The organism is Afifella marina DSM 2698, assembly GCF_900102695.1.
Classification (GTDB): Bacteria; Pseudomonadota; Alphaproteobacteria; order Rhizobiales; family Afifellaceae; genus Afifella; species Afifella marina.
On the sequence record NZ_FMVW01000007.1, the window covers coordinates 33355 to 58831 of the forward strand.

Here is a 25477-nt window from a genome sequence, read left to right on the forward strand (position 1 = left end):
CTTACTGGTTCTGCCCCGCATCGGCGCCGGAAGGAGCCCCGTCTTCGGCAGCCCCCTCATCGGATGCGCCCTCTTCGGCCGCCCCTTCATCGGACCCGGCTTCGCCATCCGCCGCAGGCTCGGCATTCGCCTTGTTGTAGACTTCGATGGTGGTGTCGTCGCGCAGCTTCGTCATCACCTCGTTGAACTTCTGCCGCACCAGAACGCCGCGCAGCTGCTCCTTGATGTCGTCCAGCGGCGGCGGGCTCGACATGCGCTTGTCTTCGAGCTTGATCACGTGCCAGCCGAATTCCGACTTCACCGGCTCCTTGCTGTATTCGCCGGGTTCGAGCGCAAACACCGCCTTGTCGAATTCCGGCACCATGCGGCCTTTCGGGAAATAGCCGAGATCGCCACCCTGCGGGCCGCTCGGTCCGGTCGACTTTTCCTTGGCGAGCTCGGCGAAATCCTTGCCGGCATCGAGCTGTTTGATGATCTCTTCGGCTTCTTCCTTGGTCGTCACGAGGATGTGGCGAGCATGCACCTCCTCCTCGGGTTTGAAGCCGGAAATCTGCTTGTCGTACTCCGCCTTCACTTCATCGTCGGTGACGGCGTTGACGATCTCCTTCTCCACGTACTCGTTCCTGAGCGCGCGGGTCTTCAGGAATTCCAGGCGCTGATCGAAATCGGGGGTCTTGTCGAGCCCCTTCTCGCGTGCCGCTTCCGCCAGCAGCTCCATGTCGACGAGGACGTCGACGAGAACGGCGCGCCGGCGCGGGCCGGGCACGCGGTCGAGTTCGTCGGAGAAATCGTTCGCCGCTTCCGACAGATCCTTCTCGGTGATGATCGTGTCGCCGACGCGGGCGACGGCATCGGGCGACGGCGCCTCCTGCGCCTGGGCTGACGCCATGAAGGCACCGGTCGCGATAACGAGAGCGGCGAGGGCGCTGCTCGCGCCGCCGATCTTGCACGACGTGTTCCGGATGGTCATGATAGGTCCTCGATCGACATCGGCGCGATGTCTGCGCAAGCGCCGCAGATTGACATGATTCACCTGCGTTCTTATCTCTCCCCCGGCCCGCCGTCCAGAAGCGGGGGCGCCGGCTCGACGGCTTTCAACGCTGATCCCCGCGCCACTTCAGAAGCGATGAGCGGCCTCACGACACGCCGACATCGGTAATTTGCCGACGAAGAGGATGATTTTATGCTGGGCTTGGGCAGTTTGGGCCGCAAGGTCTTTGGCACCCCGTCGGACCGCCGCGTCAAAAAGTATCGTCCTCTCGTCGATCAGATCAACGCGCTCGAGGACGAGACGGCAAGGCTGAGCGATGAAGAGCTCGCCGGCCGCACCCTGGAATTTCGCCAGCAGCTCGAAAACGGCACCAAGCTCGACGATCTGCTGGTGCCGGCCTTCGCCACCGTGCGCGAAGCGGCCAAACGCGTTCTCGGTCAGCGCCCCTTCGACGTGCAGCTCATCGGCGGCATGGTTTTGAACGAAGGCGCCATCTCCGAAATGAAGACGGGTGAAGGTAAGACGCTCGTCGCCACCCTGCCGGTCTATTTGAACGCGCTCACCGGCAAGGGCGTCCACGTCGTCACCGTCAACGATTATCTGGCGAGCCGCGACGCGGACTGGATGGGCCGTATCTACCGCTTCCTCGGCCTCTCCGTCGGCGTCATCGTCCACGGCCTGTCGCAGGACGAGCGCCGCCGCGCCTACCGCGCCGACGTCACCTACGGCACCAACAACGAATTCGGCTTCGATTATCTGCGCGACAATATGGAATACGACCTCGGCGCCATGGTGCAGCGCGGTCACCATTACGCCATCGTCGACGAGGTGGATTCCATCCTGATCGACGAGGCGCGCACGCCGCTCATCATTTCCGGTCCGGTGGAAGACAAGTCGGAGCTCTATCAGGCGATCGACGCCATCATCCCGCAGCTGAAGCCGGAAGATTACGAGATCGACGAGAAGGTCCGCTCCGCCACGCTCACCGAAGACGGCACCGAGCATGCCGAGCGTCTCCTGGAAGCGGCCGGCCTTCTGAAGGGCGACAACCTTTATGACGTGGAAAACGTCGCCGTCGTCCATCACCTCAACAACGCCTTGAAGGCGCACAAGATCTTTCAGCGCGACAAGGATTACATCGTCAAGAACGGCCAGGTCGTCATCATCGACGAATTCACCGGCCGCATGATGGAAGGCCGGCGCTATTCGGAAGGCCTGCACCAGGCGCTCGAGGCCAAGGAGCACGTCAAGATCCAGCCGGAGAACCAGACGCTCGCCTCCATCACCTTCCAGAACTATTTCCGCCTCTACGAAAAGCTCGCCGGCATGACCGGCACGGCGATGACGGAAGCCGACGAGTTCATGGACATTTACGGCCTCGACGTCGTCGAGGTGCCGACCAATGTCCCGGTCGCCCGCATCGACGAGGACGACCAGGTCTTCCGCACGGTGGAAGAAAAATACGCCGCGATCATCGAGACGATCAAAGATTGCCGCGAGCGCGGTCAGCCGGTTCTCGTCGGCACCACCTCGATCGAAAAGTCGGAGCTTCTTGCCGAGCGCCTGAAGACGAGCGGCATCAAGGATTTCAACATCCTCAACGCCCGCCATCACGAGCAGGAAGCCATCATCATCTCGCAGGCCGGCAAGCCCGGCGCCATCACCATCGCCACCAACATGGCCGGCCGCGGCACCGACATTCAGCTCGGCGGCAATGTCGATATGCGCCTCGCCGCAGAACTCGGCGAGATGGAGGAAGGGCCGGAACGCCAGGCGAAGGAACAGGCGATCCGCGCCGATTTGGAGCGTATGAAGCGCGAGGCGCTCGATGCCGGCGGCCTGATGGTGCTCGCCACCGAACGCCACGAAAGCCGGCGCATCGACAATCAGCTCCGTGGCCGTTCCGGCCGTCAGGGCGATCCCGGCCGGTCGCAATTCTATCTGTCCCTGCAGGACGATCTGATGCGCATCTTCGGCTCCGACCGCATGGACGGGATGCTGACGAAGCTCGGCCTCAAGGAGGGCGAGGCGATCGTCCATCCCTGGATCAACAAGGCCTTGGAGCGGGCGCAGAGCAAGGTCGAGGCGCACAACTTCGACATCCGCAAGAACCTCCTCAAATACGACGACGTCATGAACGACCAGCGCAAGGTCGTGTTCGAGCAGCGCATCGATCTGATGCGCCAGGAGGAGACGGCGGAGACCGTCCGCGACATGCGCCACGAGACGGTCGACGAAATCGTCTCCAAGCACATTCCCGAGCGCGCCTATGCCGAGCAATGGGATGTGGAGGGCCTGAAGGCGGAAGTCGCACAGATCCTCGCCCTCGATCTGCCGATCGACGAATGGGCGGCGGAGGAAGGCATCGCCGATGCGGAGATGCGCGAGCGCATCGAAAAGGCCGCCGACGAGCTGATGGCCCGCAAGGCGAGCCGTTTCGGCCCCGAGCTCATGCGCATGGTGGAAAAGCAGATTCTTCTGCGCACGCTCGACCAGCTCTGGCGCGAACATCTGGCACAGCTCGATCAGCTGCGCTCGGTCATCGGTTTCCGCGGCTACGGCCAGCGCGACCCGTTGAACGAATACAAGACCGAGGGCTTCGAGCTCTTCCAGGCGATGCTGTCGGAGCTTCGCCGTGCCGTCACCGCGCAGCTCATGCATGTCGAACTCGCCGAGCGCGAGCCGCTTGAAGAGACGCTGCGCCCGCCGGAAGGCATTGCCCATCACGTCGATGCGACCACCGGCGAGGATGAATTCGAGATGGCCGATGGCGGCGGATCGGAGCGGGCCGGCGCCGGCGCGCTTCCCGTCGGTGCGGCTGCGGTCGCGGCAAGCAGCGCTTATGCCGGTGGCGAAGGCGCGGGTGCGGCCACGATCGATCCGAACGACCCCTCCACCTGGGGCAAGGTCGGGCGCAACTCGCCCTGCCCGTGCGGCTCCGGCAAGAAGTTCAAGCACTGCCACGGCGCGCTCGTCTAAAGAGCCGGGCCCCACAACCAGCGCTCTAGCCGGCCCGTCCGCTGCCGGCTAGAATTGTTTTGAACAGCAGCTCAGGATGACATCACCGCTCGTGCCGCAGGCGCGGGCGGCTCTTGGTGTCAGCCAAGGATTTTTCATGTCCTCAAGCACACTCGTCGACAGCGTCACCTCCTGGCTGGTCGAGCAGGCCTTTGGCGACCCCGACCCGACCGAGCTTTTTCAAGGCATGTGCGATCGCATCTTCGGCGTCGGCATCCCGATCGGCCGCGCCATGGTGAATTGGACGACGCTCCACCCGCTCTTTCAGGTGGAGGCGGTCATCTGGCGCGAGGGCCAGGAAGTGGCCTTCGAGCAGATCGCCTACAATCCCGAGCCCAACCATATCAGTGAAGCGTGGCGGCAAAGCCCCTTCAAGGTGCTGGTGGAGAGCGGCAGCGACGTCTTCCGCCGCGCGCTTCAAGGGCCGGAGAAACTCGTCGATTTCCCGGTCCTGCAGGAATTCGCCGACGAGGGGTTCACCGATTACATCGCCTTTGCGATCGATCTCGCCATCCCCGGCACCGGCCTGGCGCACTCCCGCAGCGGCATCATCGTCTCGTATTGCTGCACGCGCCCGAGCGGCTTTTCAGATGGCGAGATCGCGGCGCTGCAGCGCGTCACCCGCCGCTTCGCGCTTTCCGGCAAGGTGATGATCCTGTCGCGTATGGCCAACACGATCGCCGAAACCTATCTCGGCCACCGTGCCGGCCCGCGCGTGCTCGGCGGCCAGATCCATCGTGGCGACGGCGAGACGGTGCCGGCCATCATCCTCTACAGCGACCTCAGGAACTCCACGGCCTTCGCCGAGCGCATCCCGCGGGCCGATTACATCGACCTGTTGAATTCCTATTTCGATTGCATCGCCGCCTCCATCGAAGAGGAAGGCGGCGACATCCTGAATTTCATCGGCGATGCCGTGATCGCGCTCTTCCCGCTCGATTGCTGGTCGTCGGAGACGGAGGCCGCCCAGGCCGCGAGCCGCGCCATCGAAAAGGGATGGCAGAAGCTCGCGCTCTTGAACGAGGCCCGAATTGCGGCCGGCGAAGAGCCGCTCGATTACGGCGTCGGTCTGACGCGCGGCAATGTCATGTTCGGCAATATCGGCACGGCCTCGCGCCTGTCGTTTTCGGTGATCGGTCCGATCGTCAATCAGGTCGCGCGCGTCCAGGCGATGACCAAGGTTTTCGGCGTGCCGGCACTTGCTGTCCAGAAAGTGGCCGACCACGCCCCGGCCCATTGGACACCGCTTGGCGAACACACGCTCCGAGGCTTTTCGGAGCCCGTGGAACTCTATGCCTGGGCAGGGCCGACACCGCACCGCCTCCCCGAACCGATCATGGAAACCGAGAACCCGAGCGAGCCTCCCAAAAAGCGCCCCCGCCGCCCGCGCGAAAGCGCCGCCGAAATGGATTTTCTCGCAAACCGCGCCGTCCGCGCCAAGGGATAAGCCGGCGCGGGCAGCCTGCTGCTTGGCCGTCCCGTCTGCGGAGAACACCATCTCTTGAGGCGGCAAGAAGGCCGCAGGTGAGCGTGCAGCCTGCGGTCGAAGCTGGCGTGCAGGAATGGCGCTGCGGCTCCATCTCCCTCAAGGCGCTATGTGACGTCGGCGCGTCTTGAACCTGGCGCCGGCTCCCGCAAAAGTTGATGATCTGCGCAAAAAGCATCTACGCGTCGAATGGCAGTGCGGGGGACATTGCAGATGGCGGAAGTGAATAGGCGACGATGTGCGCTAAAGGTCGCGGGATGCGCCGGCGCGGCTTTTCTTGCTCTCTCGGCTTCCGTCGATAATCTGGTGACCTATCTATTTGGGCCCGGCTACCTGTGGATTGTTGGGGGCACGTTCATCGCCGCCTGCTGGGGCTACGAAGCTCTGTGCCACGGCTTCAAGGTCGATGACTTCTTTGGAAAGGACGAAGCAGATGACTAGCAAATCCAGCGGCTGCGCTGTTTGCGTCCTCTTTGGAGCGATCATCCCGTGGAGCGGCCTGTTCGTCGGCGGGCTCCTTGGCCTGCTCCCAAACACCCCGGCGGCCTGGGATCGGCTGAGCGCATATATGATCGCAGTCTCATTGTTTTTGATGGCGGGAAGCTTCGTCCTGCGTCGCGTTCCGCGCATCATACTTTAGCCCCCCTCACCAGCCAGCTATCGGCGCATCGTCACGTCGCAACGTGCGGCCTGTTCCCGTGACGACCCTCGAGAAAGATGCAAAATGCACCGTCGAGGGCGTCCGCCCGCGCGGTAGGCTCCGTCACCCGCACCCATCTTCTGAGACCCCGATAAAACCATGACCCCCACAATCTCCCCTTACGAGGACGCCGACCGGCAGGGCGTTCTCGATCTCATCCTGACGATCCAGCAGCACGAATTTGCGATCCCGATCACGCTCGATGAGCAGCCCGACCTTCTCGCCGTCGAGAGTTTTTATCGGATCGGCAAGGGCGATTTCTGGGTGGCGAAAGATGCCGGACGCGTCGTCGGCACGATCGCGCTCAAGGATATCGGCGAGAATCAGGCCGCCTTGCGCAAGATGTTCGTGGCTGCCACCCATCGCGGGCGCCCCCACGCCGTCTCAGCGAGGCTCTTGCAAACCGCGCTCGCCGCCGCGGCGGAGCGCGGCATCGCCGAAATCTTGCTCGGCACGACGGCAAAATTTCACGCCGCGCATCGCTTCTACGAGAAGAACGGTTTCACCGAGATCGACAAGAGCGAGCTGCCGCGAAACTTCCCGCTCGTCGATGTCGACACGAAATTTTACCGGATCACGATCAGCCCTTCCCACGAGCCCGTAATCCGATAACGGGCATTCCCCGACGACCGGGTAAGTCGCCTCGCCTGAGCGGCCTCGCTGAACTCTCCCCTGCACCCCTTTGCCGTCGCCCCCTTTTGAAAGCGACCCGCCGGCGCCACGGCGGGCCGTGCCGGGCCTCGCACCGCGCGGGTTTTGCGGCCATCCCTTGAAATGTAAAACGTACGTTTTACATGCCCTGCCATGGAAACGAAAACCCGGCTTCTCGCCGCCGCCGAACAGCTCTTCGACCTGAACGGCTTCACCGCCACCGGGATGGACCGGCTGACTCAAACCGCCGGCATGTCCACGCGCACCCTCTACAAGCACGCCGGCAGCAAAACCAACCTGATGGCGGCCGTTCTCGCCGAGCGCGATCTCCGCTTCATGCGCACCTTAGAGGGCGTCGAGAGCGTCGACGGCATCTTTGCGGCTTTGGAGACATGGATGCGGGAGGAAGGCGCCCGCGGCTGCCTTTTCCTGCGGGCCTTCGGAGAGACGGGCGGCAACATTCCGGAAGTGCGCGCCGCCGTCCTCGCCCACAAAGAATCCTTTCGCAAACGCTTGGCCGAGATCCTCGTGACGGAACTCGGTGAGGCGGCCGGCGCGCGCCTCGCGGAAGAGATTTTGGTCCTCTACGAGGGCGCGACGGCCGCCTCTGTCTATCGCGGTCCGGCCGCGGTCGCGGCGGCACGCCGAGCAGCGGCAATCCTTGTCGCCGACGCCAACGCCGGACAACGCCCGTGAGCCCGGCCCTTCGCCTGGGCACCGTCGGTTTCGGCCTGATCGCCGTCTGTTACGGCTTTGCGCGCTTCGCCTTCGGCCTGTTCCTGCCGGAGGTCGATGCCGATCTGTCGCTCGGCCCCTCGCTGTCTGGTATCCTCTCGGGCGGATCCTTTCTCGGCTACTGCCTGACCATCATTGCCTCGGCCGTCCTCACCGAACGCTTCGGGGCGCGCGCCGTGGCAATTGCGGCAGCCCTCGTCGCCGCGGCCGGCATGGCAGCGATCGCCGCCGCGCCCAATGCCGCCTGGCTGGCCGGCGCCGTCCTGCTGGCGGGATCGAGCACCGGTCTCGCCTCCCCGCCCATGGCGGCGGCCGTCGCAGCCGCGGTCCGGGCCGAGCGGCAGGACGCTACCAACACCGCGATCAATGCGGGCACCAGCGCTGGCGTCGCCCTCTCCGGCCCCGTCGCCCTGGCGATCGGCGGGGAATGGCGTCTCGCCTTTGCGGGCTTCGCCGCAATTGCCGTTGTCGTGGCGCTCGCAGCCGCTGTCGCGGTTCCGCCGACGCAGCGCAAGTCCGCGAAAGGCAGTCACCTGCCACCCGTGACCGGCCCCTTGATCCGCCTCGTCGCAGCCTCTTTCCTCATGGGCGCCGCAAGCACCTCCCTCTGGTCGTTCGGAGGCGAGCTCGCATCGCAAAGGCTCGGCTGGGGCACGAGCGGCATCGGTGTTTTGTGGACCGCCATCGGCATTGCGGGAATTGCCGGCGCCTCGGCCGGCACCCTGGTGAAACGCTTCGGCATCGACCGGACGCATCGCGCCTTTCTCGTCGTGATGGCGCTCGGCATCCTCGCGACCGGCTCGGCCCTCGCCACCCCCGCAACGACGCTCGCAGGCGGCGCGTTCTTTGGCGCGGCCTATGTGATGCTGACCGGAATCTACCTTGTCTGGGGTGTGGCGGCACTCCCCGATCGCCCGGCGACGGGGCTGATGATCGGCTTTCTCACCATCGCCCTCGGCCAGACGGCGGGAGCGCCCCTCTTCGGTTTCATCCTGGACACCTTCGGTCCGGATCAGGCCGTCATCGTCTTTGCCGCCATCGGGCTCGCGGCCGGGATGATGGGCTACAAGCGCGTCGGCTTGTCCTTTGGGCAGGCGGCCGAAAGATGCGGAGACGCCCGATGAGGTTGAAGCCGGCTTGAAAACCCAGCGCCGCTTGAAGCCGCCAGCGGGGACTGAACGGCATCGCAGGCGAAACTGGCCGTCGGCAGGGTGCCGCTCGCGAGAGCAGGGAATGCGCGCGGCAAAACGAAGAATGCCGGCCCAAGAAAAATGCCCCCAAAATGCATGCCGCCCCGAAACGCAAAAACGGCGCGGTCGCCCGCGCCGTTTTTGGTGCTTTGAAGCTGTCTTTTGAAAATCGTCGGCCGGCCCTGCAGGCGCGGCCAGCGAGGATCGTTCTACCAGACCTTCTTGATCAGCCGCGACAAGAGGCCGGCATCCTCCTCCTGCTGCGGTGCGTAGGCGGTTGCCATACCCGGCCCTTCGCCTGTCGGGGTCTCAGATGCGAGCTCGGTCTCCGCACCCGTCTTGCCGCCTTCGGAGCGTTCCGGAATGCTCGCCGTCATCACCGGCGCGTCGGCCGGCGTCGACATCGGGGCATTCTGCGGCGCCTTCGGCGTCGCCGCCTCGGCCGGCATCGTGCCGCGGGCAAGCGCCAGAAGCGTCGGCGGCACCTCGTTCTTCTGCCGCGGATCGCGCATCAGGTCGGCGACGGCGATCTTGGCATAGTCGCGGTCGTTGAGGCTGCTGGCGATCTTGTCTTCGCGCAGCTCGTCCTCGGCGCGCTTTTTGGCGACGGCGAGACGAACCGAATCGTCCACCTTCGGCGCGCAGGAGGCGCTCGGCGAATAGCTCATGCCGGCCTGGCGCTCGGTGCCGAAGACATATTGCTTCGAACACACGGCCACTTTCGGCTCCTGGCGGGTGAGCTCGAAGACGTCGCTGCCCTCTTTCAGCATCTTCCAGAAGGCGTAATTGTCGTTGCGGCGATGCTTGGCGAGATTTTCCGGCGTCATGCGGAACGGGAAGGCATGCACCTGGAAGGATTTCTGGCCGCCCTGGAAGGCGAGCCGCGCCAGCGTGTAGATTTCCTGGATCTGGTCGTCGTCCATGGCGTAGCAGCCGCGCGACGAGCAGGCGCCGTGCACCATCAGATGCGAGCCGGTGCGCCCGAGAGAACGGTCATAGGCGTTCGGATAGCCCATGTTGAACGACAGATAATAGGAGGACTTCGGATTCAGCTGCGCCGGCGTGATGGTGTAGAAACCTTCCGGCGCCTGGCGGTCGCCCTCCTTCTGCTTCGGCCCGAGCTTACCCGACCATTTGCAGATGTCGTAGGTTTTGAGAAGCGCATAGCGACCGGTCGCCTTCTCCTGCTTCCACACCTCAAGCTGCGATTCCTCCTTGAACAGGCGAACAAGGATCGGGCTCGTCTCGCTCATGCCCTTCTTGGCGATGAGCGCTTTGGTGGAATGCGAAAGCGGCCGAAGATGCTTGGCCATGCCCTCGAAATCGTTGCAGCCGGCCAGGATGAGAACCGCCAGACCTGTAACGATGAGAGCCGCGACGCGCGCAGCGCGTGAAATAAGTGCTGTCATCATGACCCGAAGAGCCTCTTCCCCTGTCTCTTGCGGATTTCTAAAGGCATATCGTTGCCGGGAGGTTTAAGCCAATGAAATGCGGCGATTTCCTGCTGGAGAGACCGCGAATTTCGCCGAGTGTGACGGAATCGTCGCAGACACCGCGAATTTCGCGGTCTGCGGCACTTTTCCCCGGTCAAATTGGCCAAAAATCTCCCGACGCGGCTTGAGACCGCGGAATCAGCCGAGACTGCGCCCGATAGCCAGGAATTTTTCCCGCCGCTGCAGGCGAATATCGTGCGCCGGCAGGCCGCGGAATTCGCCGAGCGCGCCGGCGATGACATCGCCCACGGCCGCGATCACGGCGTCCGGATCGCGGTGCGCGCCGCCCAGCGGCTCGTTGATGATAGAGTCTATCACCTTGAGATTCTTGAGATCTTCCGCCGTCACCTTCATCGCGGTGGCGGCCTCTTCGGCGCGCGTGGAATCCCGCCACAGGATCGACGCGGCCCCTTCCGGGGAAATCACCGAATAGATGGCGTGCTCCAGCATATAGACGCGATTGGCCGTCGCGAGCGCGATCGCGCCCCCCGACCCGCCCTCTCCGATGATGACGGAGACATTCGGCACACCAAGCCCGAGACAGGCTTCCGTGGAGCGCGCGATCGCCTCCGCCTGGCCGCGTTCCTCAGCCCCGACACCCGGGTAAGCCCCTGCAGTATCTACGAAAGCGATGACCGGCAGGCCGAAACGATCGGCCATTTCCATGAGCCTCACCGCCTTGCGGTAGCCCTCCGGCCGGCCCATGCCGAAATTGTGTCGGAGGCGCGACTGCGTGTCGAACCCCTTCTCCTGGCCGAGGACGGCCACCGGCTCGCCACGAAAGCGCCCGAGCCCCGCGAGAACCGCGCGGTCTTCGGCAAATTTCCGGTCGCCGGCAAGCAGCGTGAAATCCTTGATCAGCGCGGAGATGTAGCGGCTCGCATGCGGCCGGTCGGGATGGCGGGCGACGAGCGCCTTCTGCCAGGGTGTCAGCTTGGCATAGAGGCCCTTCAGCGCATCCCGCGCTTTGGTTTCCAGATTGGCGATTTCCTCGTCGGTGGAAACGCTGTCATCGCTTTCCTGCAGCCGACGCAGTTCCTGAATCTGGCCTTCTAGGTCAGCAACGGGTTTTTCAAAATCGAGGAAGTGGCGCATGTAAGGCAGTTGATCCTTAAGGTGGCCGCAAACTGGCGATGGGGCGTTGTCAAGTCAAGCGGAGGCGACAATCGGCCCCCATCTCATCGCCAGTCGCGCTTTGAGGGCGACATCATCAGCGCATGCGCCCGAGAGGGTGATGCTCCTGGACGAGCGACTTCATGCGCTCCTCCAGAATATGGGTATAAATCTGGGTCGTCGAAATGTCGGCATGGCCGAGCAATGTCTGCACAGCTCTGAGATCGGCGCCGCCTGACAGAAGATGCGTCGCGAAAGCGTGACGCAAAACATGCGGAGACAGGCGCGTCGGCGATATGCCGGCCTCGATTCCAACCTCTTTCAAGTCACACGCGAAAGCCTGGCGCGTCAGATGCCCGCAGGCCGACGCCGCCGGAAATAGAAACGGACTTCGGCCGGCCTGCCGTTCACCGAGAAGTGCGCGGTAATCGCGCATCGCAAGACGGGCTTCTTCGTTCAAGGGCACGAGCCGCTCGCGCCCACCTTTGCCGGTCACGATCAGGAAAGGGCGCTCTCCGGTCGCAGCACTCGCCGGCAGCCCCACAAGCTCCGAAACGCGCAAGCCGGTGGCATAGAGAAGCTCCAAAAGCGCCCGCATGCGCGTCGCCGCCAGGCGCCGTGCCGGCGGCGCGTCGCGGTCTGCCCGCGCGCGGGCCGTCTCCAGCAAGGCACCAACCTCTTCGACAGACAAGGTCTTTGGCAGGCCGCGCCGCGGTTTCGGACGATCGAGGACGATCGTCGGATCGTCACTGCGCAACCCTTCGGAAAGGAGGAAGCGAAAGAACTGCCGCAGCGCGGAAACCCGTCGGCTCTGCGTCGCCGGGCTCATCCCCCGCCCTGCAAGCGTGCCGATATAGTCACGCACGCCGTCGCCGCCGACCTCGCGCAGGTCACTGACCGTGCCGAGCGCATCGAGAAGATCGCGCCGATAGGCCGCAAGCGTATTGACAGAAGCGCCTCGCTCAGCCGCCAGCATCTCCAGAAACGCTTCGATATCCAGAAGATCGCGCGATCGGCGCGGGCGCGGCCGAGCATCCCCCGCTGGGGACGAGGCTGCACTCACTGATTGACCCGCTCCGCAGGAATACGCACGCTCATTTCTCTGGGATTGGGCTCCACAAGAAGCGTCAGCGCTATCATGCCACCATAGACGATCGCGGCCAGAACCGCGATGACAAACAAGAAGCGAAAGAGACTTGGCATTCGAACCGCCCGTTTATGTGAGCCTCTTATCGCCGCTTCCGCTGCTATTTCAAGGGATGCACGGCAACAGATAAAGCTTTATAGCGAGCCGATTATGGGCCGGGACGGGGCATGTTGCGAACTGACAGCAAGAAATATTCACGCATCGAGGAAGGCGCCGCGGAACGCGTCGTCGAGCGTTTGGGTGCGCGAAACATCGTCCTCGTGGGGATGATGGGCGCTGGCAAGACCAGTGTCGGCCGCCGCCTCGCTGCGACACTCAACCTTCCTTTCAAAGACGCCGACCAGGAAATCGAAGCGGCTGCCAACCTCACGATCGCCGACATTTTCGCGACTTACGGCGAAGCGCATTTTCGTGAGGGCGAGAAAAAGGTCATCCGGCGTCTTCTCACCACCGGCCCGACAGTGATCGCCACCGGCGGGGGCGCCTTCGAAGACGCGGAGACGCGTGAAGCGATCGCCAACGACGCCGTCTCCATTTGGCTCAAGGCCGATCTCGATCTCCTCTTCGACCGCGTCAGGCGCAGATCGAATCGGCCGCTCTTGCGCAAACCGAACCCGAAAGAAATCTTGGCGGATCTCCTCGCCCGCCGCGAGCCCACCTACGCCCTTGCCACGCTCACGGTCCCCTCCCGCGACGTGCCTCACCACACCGTCGTGGCAGAGGTTCTTTCCGCCCTTGATAAATTTCTGACCAGCGAGAACCCATCATGAGTTCCGTACATGTGGAGCTTGGCGAGCGCAGTTACGACGTGCTCGTCGCCGCCAACCTCATTCCCAATCTCGGACGCCACATGGCCGCGCGGATGGATGCCCGCCGCGCCGCAATCGTCACCGACGAAAATGTCGGCCGCCTTTATCTCGAACCCGTCCGTCAGGCCTTAAGCGACGCGGAAATCGACAGCGTTGAGATTGTTGTCGCCCCGGGGGAAGCCTCCAAGAGCTTCTCCACTCTGGAACGCGTGGTGCGAGAGCTCCTTGCTGCCCGACTCGAACGCTCCGACATCGTCATCGCGCTCGGCGGCGGCGTCGTTGGCGATCTCGCGGGCTTTGCCGCCGCGATCACCCGCAGAGGCATGAGCCTCGTCCAGGTGGCCACGAGCCTTCTTGCACAGGTGGATTCCTCCGTCGGCGGCAAAACCGGCATCAACACGCCGGAAGGCAAGAACCTCGTCGGAGCCTTCTTCCAGCCACGGCTGGTCCTGGCCGATACGAGCACACTCGACACGCTTCCCCCGCGCGAGTTTCGTGCCGGTTATGCCGAAGTTGCAAAATACGGCTTGATCGACGATGCGGATTTCTTCTCGTGGCTCGAGGAGAACAGAGCGGCCGTCTTCTCCGGCGAGGACGCACGCGGAGAAGCCATCCGCCGCAGCGTGGCTGCAAAAGCACGGGTTGTCGCGACAGACGAGCGCGAGGCCGGAACACGCGCCCTCCTCAATCTCGGCCATACCTTCGGACACGCGCTTGAAGCTGCGTGCAACTATGACGCCAGCCGCATCATCCACGGCGAGGGTGTAGCCATCGGCATGGCCATGGCCCATCGTTTCTCAGTCCATCAGGGTCTTTGTGCACCGGAGACGGCGGAGCGCGTCGAGAGGCATCTTGCCGCCGCGGGTCTGCCAACCCACATGAACAGCATTCCGGGAAGGGGATTTTCCACCTCGGAATTGATGGATCACATTGCCCAGGATAAAAAGGTCAAAGCTGGCCGTCTCACCTTCATCTTGAGCCGAGGGATCGGTGAGGCCTTCATCGCTGAGGATGTCGCGCCTCACTCGGTTGAGACGTTCATCGCCGGCGAGCTCGCGGCCGAGCCAGCACCCGCCCTTCAGACAGGAGAATAACCCATGTGGCTCGCAGCCACTCTGCTTGCCATTGTCATTCTGCTTTTCCTTTCCGCCTTCTTCTCCGGATCGGAGACCGCGTTGACGGCGGCATCACGCGCCCGCATGCACCAGATGGAGCGATCGGGAGATGCCCGAGCGGGCATCGTTTCGCGTCTGATCGATCGCCGCGAACGCATGATCTCGTCGCTGCTTCTCGGCAACAACCTCGTCAACATCCTGGCGTCCGCCCTCGCGACCGCCGCCTTCATCGACATTTTGGGCGATGCGGGTGTGGCGGCAGCAACCTTCGTGATGACGGTCCTGGTTCTCGTCTTTGCAGAGGTTTTGCCGAAAACCTGGGCGATCACGACGCCGGACCGCTTCGCGCTCGCCGTCTCTCCCTTCGTCTCAACGGTCGTACGGGTCTTTGCGCCCGTCGTGATGGCGGTTCAGCGCTTCGTATCGGCGCTCTTGCGCCTGTTCGGCGTGGCAGCAAGCAACGATGTGCTTTTGTCGGGCCACGAAGAACTTCGCGGCGCCGTTGACCTCCTGCACCGCGAAGGCAGCGTGCAAAAGGGTGCCCGCGACATGCTCGGGGGCCTTTTGGACCTCAACGAGCTCGATGTCTCCGATGTCATGGTTCACCGCACCGCCATGCAGGCTCTCAATGCGGACGATCCTGCCGACAAGCTCGTCACCCAGGTGATCGAAAGTCCCTTCACGCGTCTGCCCTTGTGGCGCGGGGAGACCGAGAACATTGTCGGAATTCTGCATGCCAAGGACGTCTTGCGGGCGCTTGCGGCAGCCGGCGGCGACGCGACGGCTCTCGATATCATGGCGGTTGCCTCAAAGCCCTGGTTCGTGCCCGACACAACGTCTCTGCAGGCCCAGCTCAACGAATTCCTGCGCCGCAAAATTCACTTCGCGCTCGTCGTCGACGAGTACGGCGAGGTGATGGGCCTGATCACACTCGAAGACATCCTAGAGGAAATCGTCGGCGAGATCGCCGACGAGCACGACGTGGAGATCCAAGGCGTGCGCCAGCAACCGGACGGCTCCATCATCGTGGAGGGCACGGTGCCGATCCGCGATCTCAACCGCGCCTTCGACTGGAACCTGCCGGATGAGGAGGCGACAACGATGGCCGGCCTCGTGATCCACGAGGCGCAGACAATTCCCGAAGCGGGACAGGAATTCACGTTCCACGGTTTCCGCTTCAAGGTTTTGCGCAAGACCCGGAACCGACTGACGCAGATAAGGGTAACCCCGGTCACGCCAGTGGCGACAGCACCGGCGACGAGCTTGCCGGTCTAGGCCACCCGGTCCATTAAGAGGCCGGCCGCGTTACTGGCGGCCTTCGCCCGGCGCATACGCCCTTACGGCCAGCGCGTGCACTCTGGCCTTCAGCTCTTCAGCCAGGATCTCGTTGATCATGCGATGGCGTTCAACGCGGCTCTTCCCTTCGAAGGTCACAGATACAATATGGATGCGGAAGTGGCTCTCACCCTCAGGATGCGCGCCACCATGACCGGCATGAAGATGCGATTCATCGGTAATGGTCAGCTCCTCGGGGGAAAGGGCACCATTAAGTTTGTCTTCCATTTTTTCACGAACGCTCATCGTTCCTCCGGTTCTGTCTGATTGGCGTTGAGGTACGGCTTGAGAGGGCCCGCAGGGGCGGGCATATTGATTCCATGAAGCTTGAATCGGACCTGTTCGACAAGATTAGAACCCGCAAGGGAACCAAGAAGCCCAAGCAGGAAGAAAGGGCGACGCGCATCTGCGAAGCCGAAGGCTGCAATGCGCCCGCCACGCATCGCGCCCCCAAGGGACGCGACGCAGAAGGCGAGTATTTTTGGTTCTGCCTGGAGCATGTGCGCGCCTACAACAAATCCTACAATTATTTCGCCGGGCTCGACGACACGGACGTCCAATCGTTCCAGAAGGAATCGATCATCGGCCACAGGCCAACCTGGCGGATGGGATCCAACGCGCGCTCCGATGAGGGCCCACGACCCGGAGGGCGCGCCAAATACGGCTTTACCGGCAAGACCGACGACCCGTTTCATCTGTTCGGCGAGGGCTTTAAAAGCCGGCCCTCCGAAGAGCCGACCCGCCGCTCCGTGCGCAATATGGAGAGGAAGTCGCTCGCCACCCTGGGCCTTGACGAGACCGCCGGCCCCGACGAAGTAAAGGCGCGATATAAGACGCTCGTGAAGCGCCATCACCCCGACGCCAATGGCGGCGACCGTTCTCTGGAGGAAAAACTCCGGGAAATTATCCAGGCCTACAGCTATTTGAAGAGCGTCGGTTTCTGCTAGATCAGGGTTCTCTGACGCCGTGAAAAGAGCCGGCGCATACGGCGCCGAAAGAAGGAATTTGTCATGCAGGAAGCCGTCGAGAACACCCCCGCCGTCCCCGATATGAAGGTGTCGGTCAGGCAGGTCTTCGGCATCGATTCAGACCTCGAAGTACCGGCCTTTTCGGAGGGTGATCCCCACGTCCCCGATCTCGACGAGGATTATCTTTTCGACCGCGAGACGACCTTGGCGATCCTCGCTGGGTTTGCCCACAACCGCCGTGTGATGGTCACGGGCTATCACGGCACCGGCAAGTCGACGCATATCGAGCAGGTCGCCGCGCGCCTCAACTGGCCGTGCGTGCGCGTCAATCTCGACAGCCATATCAGCCGTATCGATCTCGTCGGCAAGGACGCGATCGTCGTGCGCGACGGGATGCAGGTCACAGAATTCCGCGATGGCATCCTGCCCTGGGCGATCCAGACCAACACCGCCCTCGTCTTCGATGAATACGATGCCGGCCGCCCGGACGTCATGTTCGTCATTCAGCGCGTGCTGGAGGTTTCCGGTCGTCTGACACTTCTCGATCAGAACCGGGTCATCCGCCCGCATCCGGCGTTCCGTCTTTTTGCGACCGCCAACACGGTGGGCCTCGGCGACACGTCGGGCCTCTATCACGGCACGCAACAGATCAACCAGGGTCAGATGGACCGCTGGTCGATCGTCACCACTCTCAATTATCTGCCGCACGATAACGAGGTCGATATCGTCGTCTCCAAGGTGGCGCATCTGCGCAATCCGGAAGGCCGCGACCAGGCAAGCCGTATGGTGCGTGTCGCCGACATGACCCGCAATGCCTTCGTTAACGGCGATCTATCGACGGTGATGAGCCCACGCACGGTGATCACCTGGGCGGAGAACGCAGAGATTTTCTCCGATCTCGGTTTCGCCTTCCGCGTTACCTTCCTCAACAAATGCGATGAGCTCGAGCAGCCGCTGGTGGCCGAATTCTATCAGCGCTGCTTCGGCAAGGAGTTGCCGGAATCGGCGGCGAACCTGGTTCTGAGCTGAGGCACGGCACACGGCATGAGCGGACGCGACAAGGAAACTCCGACGGACCCGTTCAAACGGGCTCTGTCGTCCTGTGTGAAGGCGGTGGCGGGCGACCGGGAGCTTGAGGTCGTCTTCGCGTCCGATCGGCCGCAGCTTCTCGGCCACCGTGTGCGCCTGCCAGAGCCCGCCCGGCGCATGAGCGCCAACGACATCGCCATCACCCGAGGGCTTGGCGATGCCATGGCGCTGCGCCTCGCCTGCCATGACGACAAGATGCACCGCCGCTTTGCGCCTCAAGGCGAACAGGCGCGGGCGATCTTCGATGCCGTGGAACAGGCGCGCTGCGAGGCGATAGGTTCGCGGCGCATGACCGGCGTGCGCGAAAACCTCGCCGCGATGCTGGAGGACAAATACCACCGCGGCCAGTACGAGGAGATCCGCGACCGCGCCGACGCCCCGCTCGAAGATGCGCTCGCTCTGCTGATGCGCGAGCGGCTGACCGGTCAGGCGCCGCCGAAGAGTGCGGAAAAGGTTGTCGAGCTGTGGCGTGACTTCATCGAGGAGCGTTCCAGCGCCGAACTCGATCGGCTCTCACAATCGATTTCCGACCAGAACGCCTTTGCGCGCGCGCTGCGGGATCTTCTCGCCTCCCTCGACATGGGCAGCGAGGCGGGCCAGGACGCCGAGGGCGAGGAAGACGACGGCGGGGACGACAGCGACGAGACCTCCGACACGAGTGAAGGTGCGCGCGGCGAAGCCGACGACGACAACGACGCCTCCGCCGAGCCGCAAGAGACGGAAGCTGCCGGCGAGGACGACGACGAGGTTTCTGAGAGCGAGCGCACCGAGCAGACGACCGAAGAGTTTCTGGAGGCTGAGGATTCGGCTGAGACCGACCCCTTTGCCGATGGACGCCGGCCGGACTTTTATGGCCAGAACACCCCGGTCAGCGATTACAACGTCTACACCGAAAAACACGATGAAGTGGTGGCCGCGCAGGATCTCTGCCCGCCCGAAGAGCTCGACCGCCTGCGCTCTTATCTCGACAAGCAGCTGGTGAGCCTGGCTGGCGCCGTCGCCCGCCTCGCCAATCGCCTGCAGCGACGGCTTCTGGCGCAGCAAAATCGCGCCTGGGACTTCGATCTGGAAGAAGGCGTGCTCGATCCCGCAAGGCTGTCGCGTGTCGTCACAGACCCGTTCGCCTCGCTGTCTTTCAAGCAGGAGCGCGACACGGAATTTCGCGACACCGTGGTGACGCTGCTTCTCGACAATTCCGGCTCCATGCGTGGGCGCCCGATTACGGTCGCCGCAATCTGCGCCGACGTTCTCGCCCGCACTCTGGAACGCTGCGGTGTCCGTGTCGAGATCCTGGGCTTCACGACAAGGGCCTGGAAAGGTGGTCAGGCGCGCGAGGAATGGCTGCGCGCCGGCAAGCCGCCGCATCCCGGCCGCCTCAACGATCTCCGCCACATCATCTACAAAAGCGCCGACGCGCCTTGGCGGCGCTCAAGACGCAATCTCGGGCTGATGATGCGCGAAGGGCTCTTGAAGGAAAACATCGACGGCGAGGCGCTCGATTGGGCGCATCAGCGGCTTCTGGCAAGGCCGGAACAGCGGCGCATCATGATGGTGATTTCGGATGGCGCGCCGGTCGACGATTCCACTCTCTCGGTCAATTCCGGCAATTATCTCGAAAAGCACCTTCGCCATGTCATCGACGAGATCGAGAACCGCTCACCGGTTGAGCTTATGGCGATCGGCATCGGCCACGACGTGACGCGCTACTACAAGCGTGCCGTCACGATCGTGGATGCAGAGGAGCTTGCTGGCGCCATGACGGAAAAGCTGGCCGAGCTTTTTGAAACGGACATTCCCGGGGTCACGCGCCCGCCGCGGACGCGCCGCAACCGCGCCGCGTAACGAGACTCAGAGCTTCGAAAAAAACGCCAGAGACAAAAAAAGCGGGCATTGCCCGCTTCATCCGCATCTTGCCCAGATCCCTGTCAGCCCCGAGCGACACCGGTGTGCGGCTGCCACGGCGTCACCATGCGAATAAGGAAGCCATAGGGCACCAGGGCCAGAGCCGCGATCAAGAGTTTCACCGAAAAATCGCCGAGCGCCCAGGACACCCAACGCGGCACCTCGATCAGAGGAATGGCGCCAAACAGGGGCGCCGTCTCGATCGCGAAAGCATCGTTCGCACCGAGAATTCCGAAAACCGCGGCAAAGGCGAGGGAAAAGAAGATCACCGTATCCAGGGCGGAGCCGATAAGGCTCGACACCACAGGCGCACGCCACCAGCGCCCGGCCCGCAGGCGATGAAAGATACCGACATCCATCATCTGAGCGGCGAGAAAGGCCGATCCCGAAGCGACCGCGATCCGCGGCGTGGCAAGAACGGTGGAAACGATAATGGCCAGAAGGAAACCGACGAACACGACCCGACGGGCCGCCTGCGGCCCGAAGGTACGGTTGGTCATATCATTGACGAGGAACGCGAGCGGATATGTGAACGCGCCCCACGTCAAAAGATCGGCCAAGTTGTAACCGCCGATATGCCCCTGCACCGGGTACTGAACAAGAATGTTCGACGCCACTACGACCGCAGCCATGGCAGCGACCGCGGTCAGAAAACCGCGTCTCCGGTGCGTCGGGAAGATCGCCGTCAACTCAGGCCGCAGCCGCGTCGGCGCTGGCCGCCTTCTTGGCGATCTCGCGCTTCAGAAGCTTCGCCTTCGGCGACAGCTCGTCGGCCTGCGCCTTGAGAAGGAAAGCGTCGAGCCCGCCACGATGCTCCACGCTGCGCAGAGCCGCAGCAGAGATGCGCATCCGCACAGCGCGCCCGAGCGCATCGCTCATCAGCGACACGTTGCACAGATTGGGAAGAAACCGACGCCGGGACTTATTGTTGGCGTGGCTCACATTGTTGCCGGTCAGGACGGCCTTGCCGGTCAGCTCGCAACGGCGCGCCATGGAGAACCTCATGATTTGATCTGGAGGGCGGACCGTCCTGCGCATGACGCAGCCGGGACGGCACTTCAAGCCCGGTTTTTCGAAAGCGCTCCTATAAGGAGTGTGGGCGCAAGGGTCAAGTCATCAGCCGCAGCAGGACTGGTATGAACCCGCAAAACGGGCCTGAAAAAGGCCGGCTTTCGTCCCTAGGCGGAACATAGGGGTGCGCCGCCACCAAAAAGGAGCTTCCGCCGATGCGGCATCCGCACACTCGAAGCGCTTTTTTCCTGCCGATGTTCGCAGCCCTCATTATGTTGGAGGGTGCGGCACTTTCCGCCCCACCGGCTGCGGCCGCCACGCTGACGGTGCGCTACGGCGCCTCTCTCATGGGCGTCCCAGTCGGGAAGGTAAAGGCCAGTCTGAGCGTCGACAAAGGCAGCTACCATGCGGAAGGATACGCCAAGGCGACCGGCTTCAGCCGGCTTTTTTCGGATGCGCGCGTCAATGTCGAGGCCACCGGCACGCTCGCGAATACCGCAGAGGCGCAAAGCTATCATCGCCATTGGGTCGAGGATGGAGAGGCTGAGGATTTGTCGCTTTCCTTCGCCAAAGGTCGTGTCAGCGATCTTCGCTTCGAAGCCGACAAGCCTCCCAAAGAATATGCCGATCGCGTCCCGGTGAGACCCGAGCACAAGACAGGTGTGATCGATCCCTTGAGCGCGCTCGTGATGCCGATCGCCGGCCGCCGCGGAAAAGACCTGTGCGAAGAAAGAAAGCCCGTCTTCGAGAACAACAAACGCTTCGATATCACGATGCGCTATGCGCGCACGGAGCGCTACAATGGCGGGAGAAAGAGCTATTCCGGCCCGGCTGTCGTCTGTGCCGTTCGCTATATCCCGATCGCCGGCCACCGCGCGCACAAGAAAAGCGAGCGCTTCATGGCGGCAAACAAGGATATGGAAGTCTGGCTCGCGCCGATCGACACGGCCGGACTTGTGATACCGGTAAAGATGCGGGTGCGAACGGAAATTGGCGTCCTCACGGCGACGGCCGACCGGCTTACTGTGCGGTGAATGTCCCGTTTTGAGACGAAATCGTTAAGAAGCGGCTTTGCCCCCTTGATCATTGAGGGCGCATGGCCGCACGGTGGCAGGCAGATCTTGCACTGTGCGGTCGCTATCCCCCATATGTGGAGAGAACGGAAGTTGAACTTGTTGAAGCTGCCGATTCGTCGGCGATTCGTTCGTCAAAACGGCCTATGCTTGAACCATCTGCCGTCCTGCGGCGAGCAGGCGTTTGCCTTTTGCTAACCTTGTTTCAAGGCCCCGACCGCATATGTCACTTGCTCTCGCTAACACGCTCGTGAGCTTCACGGTCGAGCCCGTGGAACGAATCCTGAATCCGGAAGAGTCGTCGATTCGATCCGCTTTTGTTCAAGAGTCGTTCGAGTCGGGCTGGAACCATTAAGTCAAGCCGCGCTCGCGCATTCGAACTCGTCCCAACGGTTTTCGCCATCGCCTGATGAATGTGACATCCGACAATCCACGGCAGTGGAGCGCCCGCAACGTCACAGCGGTGCTCGGCCCCACCAATACCGGCAAGACCCATCTCGCCATCGAGCGCATGCTCGGTCACGAGACCGGCATCATCGGCCTGCCGCTCAGGCTTCTGGCGCGGGAGGTCTATAGCCGTGTCGCTCAGCGCGCCGGCGCCGACAAGGTGGCGCTCGTCACCGGCGAGGAGAAGATTGTCCCGGCCGAGCCGCGCTACTGGGTCTCCACCGTGGAGGCGATGCCGCGCAACACCGACGCAGCCTTTGCGGCCATCGACGAAATTCAGCTCGCCGCCGATCTTGAACGTGGCCACGTCTTCACCGACCGAATCCTATCGCTGCGCGGCAGCCAGGAAACCTTGCTGCTTGGCGCATCGACGATGCGCGGCGTCATCGAAGGCCTTCTGCCGGGCGCGCATATCGTCACACGCCCGCGGATGTCGGTCCTGGCTTATGCCGGGCAGAAGAAGCTGACGCGCCTGCCGGAACGCTCCGCAATCGTCGCCTTCTCGGCGGACGAAGTCTATGCGATCGGAGAGCTGATGCGCCGCCAGCGCGGCGGCGCGGCGGCCGTCCTCGGCGCCCTTTCGCCACGCACGCGCAATCGTCAGGTGGAGCTTTACCAGTCAGGCGATGTCGACTTTCTGGTCGCGACGGACGCGATCGGCATGGGCCTTAATCTCGATGTCGATCATGTCGCCTTCGCATCGGCACGCAAGTTCGACGGATACCAGCACCGCCCGCTGACGGCCGCAGAACTTGGCCAGATCGCAGGGCGCGCCGGGCGTTATATGCGCGACGGAACGTTCGGCGTGACGGGAACGGTCTCTCCCTTCGAGCCGCCCCTGGTGGAAGCGCTGGAAAGCCATCGTTTCGAAGGGGTTCGAGTGCTGCAATGGCGCAATGATCGCCTCGATTTCTCATCTCACGAGGCCCTGCGCGCCTCGCTGGAACAGGCGCCGAAGCATCCGTTCCTGACGAAATCGCCGCCAGCGGCCGACCAGGTCGCGCTTGAGCTTCTGGTGCGCGATGACGACATCACCGACCGACTGACGCACCCCAAGGCCGTGGAGCGCTTGTGGGATATCTGCCGGCTGCCCGATTATCGACGCATTGCGCCGGCTCAGCATGCCGGGCTGATCGGTTCGATCTTCACTTTTCTTATGGACAAAGGCTCCGTTCCACCCGACTGGCTTGCGCCGCAGGTGAAGCGAGCCGACCGCACCGATGGCGACATCGACACATTGTCGGCGCGCATCGCAGAAATTCGTACGTGGACCTTTGTGGCCAATCAGCCGGACTGGCTTGCCGACCCGACTTATTGGCGCGAAGAGACGAAGCGCGTTGAGGATAGGCTATCTGACGCACTTCACGACAGGCTTACAAAACGCTTTGTCGATCGGCGAACTAGCGTTCTGATGCGCCGGTTGAAGGAGAATACAATGCTTGAGGCCGAGATCACCCCCGGGGGCGACGTGCTGGTGGAGGGCGAGCATGTCGGCACGCTGATCGGCTTTCGCTTCACACCCGACGCCAAGGCGGAGGGGTCGGATGCAAAAACGGTTCGCACAGCGGCAGCAAAGGCGCTGGGCACGGCGGTTGCTGAACGGGCAGAGCGTCTGTCGCGTTCAGAGGATGCGGGATTTCTGCTGACATCCGGCGCGATCATCCGCTGGCACGGCGAACCCGTGGCGCGTTTGATTGCCGAAGGTGAACCTTTGAAGCCGCGGATCCTGCTCCTTGCTGACGAGCAGCTCACGGGCCCGAGCCGGGAGAAAGTCGAGGCACGGCTGGCCGTCTGGTTGTCCAATCAGATCAGCACACATTTGAAGCCACTTCTCGAACTGGAAGCCGATGAGAGCCTCTCCGGCCTGGCACGCGGCATCGCCTATCAGCTGAGGGAGAAGCTCGGCATTCTGGACCGCCGCGACGTTCTTGAAGAAGTGCGCTCCCTGGACCAGGACGCCCGCGCCGGTCTGAGGCGCCACGGCGTCCGTTTCGGCGCCTACCACATTTATCTGCCGATGCTCCTGAAGCCCGCGCCGGCAACTCTGCTGGCGGAGCTCGAAGCCCTGCACAAGGGCCGCGACGATCGCGACAGCATCGCCGAGGTGGCCTCCGTCTCGGCCTCCGGCCGCACCTCCGTCAACGTCGACCCAGAGATCGATCCGGCCATTTACCACCGGTTCGGCTACCGCATCTTCGGGCGCCGTGCCGTGCGCATCGATATTCTCGAGCGGCTGGCCGACCTCATCCGTCCCGCCCTCACCTGGCGGCCCGGCCGGGAGACTGAGCCGCCCGCAGGCGCGATCGAGGAAGGCGGCGGTTTCACCGTAACTTCCGCGATGACCTCGCTCCTCGGCGCCTCTGGCGAAGATATGGGCGTCATCCTGAACGGCCTCGGCTACCGCGTTGAGCGGCGGCCCTTGCCAGAGACCCCTGCCACGCCGGAGGCGGTCCCCGACGAAGCCGCGGATGCGGAGACGGCGCAAAAAGCCGAAGCGGCCGCAGCAGCGGACGGCCAGGACGTGGAGGCAACCGCCGAGGCAGCAGGAACAGAGGCGCCCGTAAGAGCCGCGGATGCAGAGGCTCCGACGAGTGTGGAAAGCGCCGACGTCGAAGGCGCACCCCGCGAAGAGACGCCTCTGGAGGGAAGCGATCCGGCAACCGGTGCAGGCGCCGAAGCCGGGATGGTCGCCGACGAAGGCGCAGCGCCCCCGCTGACACCGGAAGACGCAGCACCTGCGGTCGAGCAGGAACCCTCAGCCGAACATCCAGCGGCAACGCCAGAAGCCACGAGCGCAGACGCTTCGTCCGAGGCAGCCGGCGAGGCGCAGCTTGAGGCCGAAGAAAAGGCCGAGCCGGCCTTCCTGGAGATCTGGCGCTATGGCGGCATGCCGCGGCGCGAGGACCGTCGGCCCAGTAAGGCGAAGCGCGCTCCACGCCGGGCAGCGAACCGTGGCGGCGCCCAGAAACCGGCAGCCGAGGCTGGCGAAGCGGCGGCGGCCCCGCACGGCCCGGCACCATCAAAGCCGCAGCACAAGAAGGGCAAGTTCCGCCACCGCGGCGAACAGGGTCTTCCCAAGCGGCCGCCCCAGCGTCCTCAGAGACAGGAACGGGAAAAGCGGGCCGATCCGGACAGCCCGTTTGCAGCCCTTGCCGCGCTGAAGGAAAAGCTCGGCTCCTCCGACAAGTAGGAGCTCGGGACCAG

The 25477-nt window shown here is 63.5% G+C and carries 22 protein-coding genes; 14 read left to right on the top strand and 8 right to left on the bottom strand.

Translation table 11 applies throughout. From position 1 onward, the window contains the following. Position 1 precedes the first annotated feature (1 nt). Complete coding sequence (locus BLP76_RS13940; protein WP_092814863.1) at positions 2 to 970, bottom strand: peptidylprolyl isomerase; 969 nt, start codon at positions 968 to 970, stop codon at positions 2 to 4. A 213-nt stretch (positions 971 to 1183) separates the two neighbouring features. Here BLP76_RS13940 and secA point away from each other — a divergent pair, with 213 nt between their 5' ends. The 6 genes from secA (at position 1184) to BLP76_RS13975 (ending at position 8705) form a co-directional block, all read left to right on the top strand. Next, positions 1184 to 3970 carry a preprotein translocase subunit SecA gene (gene secA, locus BLP76_RS13945; protein ID WP_092814489.1) on the top strand — a complete coding sequence of 929 codons (2787 nt, stop codon included), beginning with the start codon at positions 1184 to 1186 and terminating at the stop codon, positions 3968 to 3970. Positions 3971 to 4106: 136 nt separating this feature from the next. Beyond that, positions 4107 to 5456: an adenylate/guanylate cyclase domain-containing protein gene (locus BLP76_RS13950; RefSeq protein WP_139163752.1), complete on the top strand. Its 1350-nt coding sequence runs from the start codon at positions 4107 to 4109 to the stop codon at positions 5454 to 5456. A gap of 252 nt (positions 5457 to 5708) precedes the next feature. Beyond that, positions 5709 to 5936 carry a hypothetical protein gene (locus BLP76_RS13955; protein ID WP_139163753.1) on the top strand — a complete coding sequence of 76 codons (228 nt, stop codon included), beginning with the start codon at positions 5709 to 5711 and terminating at the stop codon, positions 5934 to 5936. A 358-nt stretch (positions 5937 to 6294) separates the two neighbouring features. Further along, positions 6295 to 6807: a GNAT family N-acetyltransferase gene (locus tag BLP76_RS13965; RefSeq protein ID WP_092814501.1), complete on the top strand. Its 513-nt coding sequence runs from the start codon at positions 6295 to 6297 to the stop codon at positions 6805 to 6807. A 192-nt stretch (positions 6808 to 6999) separates the two neighbouring features. Then, positions 7000 to 7542 carry a TetR/AcrR family transcriptional regulator gene (locus BLP76_RS13970; protein WP_092814504.1) on the top strand — a complete coding sequence of 181 codons (543 nt, stop codon included), beginning with the start codon at positions 7000 to 7002 and terminating at the stop codon, positions 7540 to 7542. Continuing rightward, complete coding sequence (locus BLP76_RS13975) at positions 7539 to 8705, top strand: MFS transporter (protein WP_092814507.1); 1167 nt, start codon at positions 7539 to 7541, stop codon at positions 8703 to 8705. Before BLP76_RS13970 ends, BLP76_RS13975 begins: the two co-directional genes overlap by 4 nt. A gap of 275 nt (positions 8706 to 8980) precedes the next feature. On the opposite strand, the gene BLP76_RS13980 is transcribed toward BLP76_RS13975, so the two are convergent. The 4 genes from BLP76_RS13980 to BLP76_RS13995 all read right to left on the bottom strand — a co-directional run bounded on the left by BLP76_RS13980 (position 8981) and on the right by BLP76_RS13995 (position 12580). After that, a complete protein-coding gene (locus tag BLP76_RS13980; RefSeq protein WP_092814510.1) occupies positions 8981 to 10183 on the bottom strand; it encodes a L,D-transpeptidase family protein in 1203 nt (400 codons plus the stop codon). Between the two features lie 219 nt (positions 10184 to 10402). After that, positions 10403 to 11359 carry an acetyl-CoA carboxylase carboxyltransferase subunit alpha gene (locus BLP76_RS13985; RefSeq protein ID WP_092814513.1) on the bottom strand — a complete coding sequence of 319 codons (957 nt, stop codon included), beginning with the start codon at positions 11357 to 11359 and terminating at the stop codon, positions 10403 to 10405. 115 nt (positions 11360 to 11474) lie between these two features. Beyond that, positions 11475 to 12377 (bottom strand): site-specific tyrosine recombinase XerD, encoded by a 903-nt coding sequence (locus tag BLP76_RS13990; RefSeq protein ID WP_274605723.1) that lies wholly within the window; start codon positions 12375 to 12377, stop codon positions 11475 to 11477. Positions 12378 to 12436: 59 nt separating this feature from the next. Beyond that, the gene (locus BLP76_RS13995) at positions 12437 to 12580 is read right to left on the bottom strand and encodes a histidine kinase (protein ID WP_092814517.1); all 144 of its coding nucleotides are present in this window, start codon (positions 12578 to 12580) and stop codon (positions 12437 to 12439) included. 111 nt (positions 12581 to 12691) lie between these two features. On the opposite strand from BLP76_RS13995, the gene BLP76_RS14000 reads away from it, so the two are divergent. The 3 genes from BLP76_RS14000 to BLP76_RS14010 are packed head-to-tail and all read left to right on the top strand — an operon-like array spanning position 12692 to position 15723. Then, positions 12692 to 13294: a shikimate kinase gene (locus tag BLP76_RS14000; RefSeq protein WP_092814520.1), complete on the top strand. Its 603-nt coding sequence runs from the start codon at positions 12692 to 12694 to the stop codon at positions 13292 to 13294. Further along, positions 13291 to 14427: a 3-dehydroquinate synthase gene (aroB, locus tag BLP76_RS14005; RefSeq protein WP_092814523.1), complete on the top strand. Its 1137-nt coding sequence runs from the start codon at positions 13291 to 13293 to the stop codon at positions 14425 to 14427. Before BLP76_RS14000 ends, aroB begins: the two co-directional genes overlap by 4 nt. A gap of 3 nt (positions 14428 to 14430) precedes the next feature. Beyond that, positions 14431 to 15723 (top strand): HlyC/CorC family transporter, encoded by a 1293-nt coding sequence (locus BLP76_RS14010; RefSeq protein ID WP_092814526.1) that lies wholly within the window; start codon positions 14431 to 14433, stop codon positions 15721 to 15723. A gap of 30 nt (positions 15724 to 15753) precedes the next feature. On the opposite strand, the gene BLP76_RS14015 is transcribed toward BLP76_RS14010, so the two are convergent. Continuing rightward, on the bottom strand, positions 15754 to 16029 hold the full coding sequence (locus BLP76_RS14015; protein ID WP_092814529.1) for a BolA family protein: 276 nt from the start codon (positions 16027 to 16029) through the stop codon (positions 15754 to 15756). 74 nt (positions 16030 to 16103) lie between these two features. On the opposite strand from BLP76_RS14015, the gene BLP76_RS14020 reads away from it, so the two are divergent. The 3 genes from BLP76_RS14020 to cobT all read left to right on the top strand — a co-directional run bounded on the left by BLP76_RS14020 (position 16104) and on the right by cobT (position 19682). Further along, on the top strand, positions 16104 to 16730 hold the full coding sequence (locus tag BLP76_RS14020; protein WP_092814532.1) for a J domain-containing protein: 627 nt from the start codon (positions 16104 to 16106) through the stop codon (positions 16728 to 16730). Positions 16731 to 16793: 63 nt separating this feature from the next. Beyond that, positions 16794 to 17780, top strand: coding sequence for a cobaltochelatase subunit CobS (gene cobS, locus BLP76_RS14025; protein WP_092814535.1), 987 nt, complete (start codon positions 16794 to 16796; stop codon positions 17778 to 17780). 15 nt (positions 17781 to 17795) lie between these two features. Next, on the top strand, positions 17796 to 19682 hold the full coding sequence (gene cobT / locus BLP76_RS14030; protein ID WP_092814538.1) for a cobaltochelatase subunit CobT: 1887 nt from the start codon (positions 17796 to 17798) through the stop codon (positions 19680 to 19682). An 83-nt stretch (positions 19683 to 19765) separates the two neighbouring features. Here the strand turns inward: cobT and BLP76_RS14035 are convergent, their stop codons facing one another. Both BLP76_RS14035 and rpmB read right to left on the bottom strand, forming a co-directional pair. Beyond that, entirely contained in the window at positions 19766 to 20374 is a 609-nt protein-coding gene (locus BLP76_RS14035) for a VUT family protein (protein ID WP_092814869.1), read from the bottom strand. A 58-nt stretch (positions 20375 to 20432) separates the two neighbouring features. Next, complete coding sequence (gene rpmB, locus BLP76_RS14040; protein ID WP_092814541.1) at positions 20433 to 20735, bottom strand: 50S ribosomal protein L28; 303 nt, start codon at positions 20733 to 20735, stop codon at positions 20433 to 20435. Positions 20736 to 20968: 233 nt separating this feature from the next. On the opposite strand from rpmB, the gene BLP76_RS14045 reads away from it, so the two are divergent. Then, positions 20969 to 21787 (top strand): DUF3108 domain-containing protein, encoded by an 819-nt coding sequence (locus BLP76_RS14045; RefSeq protein WP_092814544.1) that lies wholly within the window; start codon positions 20969 to 20971, stop codon positions 21785 to 21787. Between the two features lie 448 nt (positions 21788 to 22235). After that, positions 22236 to 25463: a helicase-related protein gene (locus BLP76_RS14050; RefSeq protein WP_092814547.1), complete on the top strand. Its 3228-nt coding sequence runs from the start codon at positions 22236 to 22238 to the stop codon at positions 25461 to 25463. Positions 25464 to 25477: the final 14 nt, after the last annotated feature.

Coding starts and splice junctions, on each gene's coding strand:
- BLP76_RS13940 (WP_092814863.1), bottom strand. CDS start 970: ATGACCATCCGGAACACGTCGTGCAAGATCGGCGGCGCGAGCAGCGCC.
- secA (WP_092814489.1), top strand. CDS start 1,184: ATGCTGGGCTTGGGCAGTTTGGGCCGCAAGGTCTTTGGCACCCCGTCG.
- BLP76_RS13950 (WP_139163752.1), top strand. CDS start 4,107: ATGTCCTCAAGCACACTCGTCGACAGCGTCACCTCCTGGCTGGTCGAG.
- BLP76_RS13955 (WP_139163753.1), top strand. CDS start 5,709: ATGGCGGAAGTGAATAGGCGACGATGTGCGCTAAAGGTCGCGGGATGC.
- BLP76_RS13965 (WP_092814501.1), top strand. CDS start 6,295: ATGACCCCCACAATCTCCCCTTACGAGGACGCCGACCGGCAGGGCGTT.
- BLP76_RS13970 (WP_092814504.1), top strand. CDS start 7,000: ATGGAAACGAAAACCCGGCTTCTCGCCGCCGCCGAACAGCTCTTCGAC.
- BLP76_RS13980 (WP_092814510.1), bottom strand. CDS start 10,183: ATGATGACAGCACTTATTTCACGCGCTGCGCGCGTCGCGGCTCTCATC.
- BLP76_RS13985 (WP_092814513.1), bottom strand. CDS start 11,359: ATGCGCCACTTCCTCGATTTTGAAAAACCCGTTGCTGACCTAGAAGGC.
- BLP76_RS13995 (WP_092814517.1), bottom strand. CDS start 12,580: ATGCCAAGTCTCTTTCGCTTCTTGTTTGTCATCGCGGTTCTGGCCGCG.
- BLP76_RS14000 (WP_092814520.1), top strand. CDS start 12,692: ATGTTGCGAACTGACAGCAAGAAATATTCACGCATCGAGGAAGGCGCC.
- aroB (WP_092814523.1), top strand. CDS start 13,291: ATGAGTTCCGTACATGTGGAGCTTGGCGAGCGCAGTTACGACGTGCTC.
- BLP76_RS14010 (WP_092814526.1), top strand. CDS start 14,431: ATGTGGCTCGCAGCCACTCTGCTTGCCATTGTCATTCTGCTTTTCCTT.
- BLP76_RS14015 (WP_092814529.1), bottom strand. CDS start 16,029: ATGAGCGTTCGTGAAAAAATGGAAGACAAACTTAATGGTGCCCTTTCC.
- BLP76_RS14020 (WP_092814532.1), top strand. CDS start 16,104: ATGAAGCTTGAATCGGACCTGTTCGACAAGATTAGAACCCGCAAGGGA.
- cobS (WP_092814535.1), top strand. CDS start 16,794: ATGCAGGAAGCCGTCGAGAACACCCCCGCCGTCCCCGATATGAAGGTG.
- cobT (WP_092814538.1), top strand. CDS start 17,796: ATGAGCGGACGCGACAAGGAAACTCCGACGGACCCGTTCAAACGGGCT.
- BLP76_RS14035 (WP_092814869.1), bottom strand. CDS start 20,374: ATGGCTGCGGTCGTAGTGGCGTCGAACATTCTTGTTCAGTACCCGGTG.
- rpmB (WP_092814541.1), bottom strand. CDS start 20,735: ATGGCGCGCCGTTGCGAGCTGACCGGCAAGGCCGTCCTGACCGGCAAC.
- BLP76_RS14045 (WP_092814544.1), top strand. CDS start 20,969: ATGCGGCATCCGCACACTCGAAGCGCTTTTTTCCTGCCGATGTTCGCA.
- BLP76_RS14050 (WP_092814547.1), top strand. CDS start 22,236: ATGAATGTGACATCCGACAATCCACGGCAGTGGAGCGCCCGCAACGTC.